This window comes from Staphylococcus pasteuri (assembly GCF_030547725.1).
In the GTDB taxonomy this organism is placed as follows: Bacteria; Bacillota; Bacilli; order Staphylococcales; family Staphylococcaceae; genus Staphylococcus; species Staphylococcus pasteuri.
Map to the genome: position 1 here is coordinate 1 of NZ_JAUOQO010000104.1, position 345 is coordinate 345.

Below are 345 nucleotides of genomic sequence, written 5' to 3' on the forward strand. Positions count from 1 at the left end.
TAGGCATTAGCGAAGGCCGCTTAGTGGCCAGCAGTGACGAAACCAATAATGTTCTCAATAGTTTAAAACGTTTAGTTGACCACCCTATGCCCACCTTATTGTTTGGTGAAGCAGGCGTTGGTAAACGCTTTTTAGCGCGCTTACTTAATGAGCTTTCCATGGGCAGCGACGAACGTTTTTATTCTGTTAGTTGCCATAGCCAAGAATACAGTCTCTCAGAACAGTTGGCTGAAATTGCCGCCGAGCAACCTAATACAGTTCTGCTCACTAATATTGAACGTTTGAAAAGTAATGAGATAGAAGACGCAGTCAGTTCACTCACTGCGCCGCAGCTCGGTATAAAAC

General features: G+C 44.6%; 1 protein-coding gene. It reads left to right on the forward strand.

The genetic code is table 11. The annotated features are described in order from the left end of the window. Positions 1 to 23: 23 nt before the first annotated feature. Positions 24 to 345 (forward strand): sigma 54-interacting transcriptional regulator (locus Q4528_RS12990; protein ID WP_303521896.1); only part of this gene is annotated, 322 nt, incomplete at its 3' end.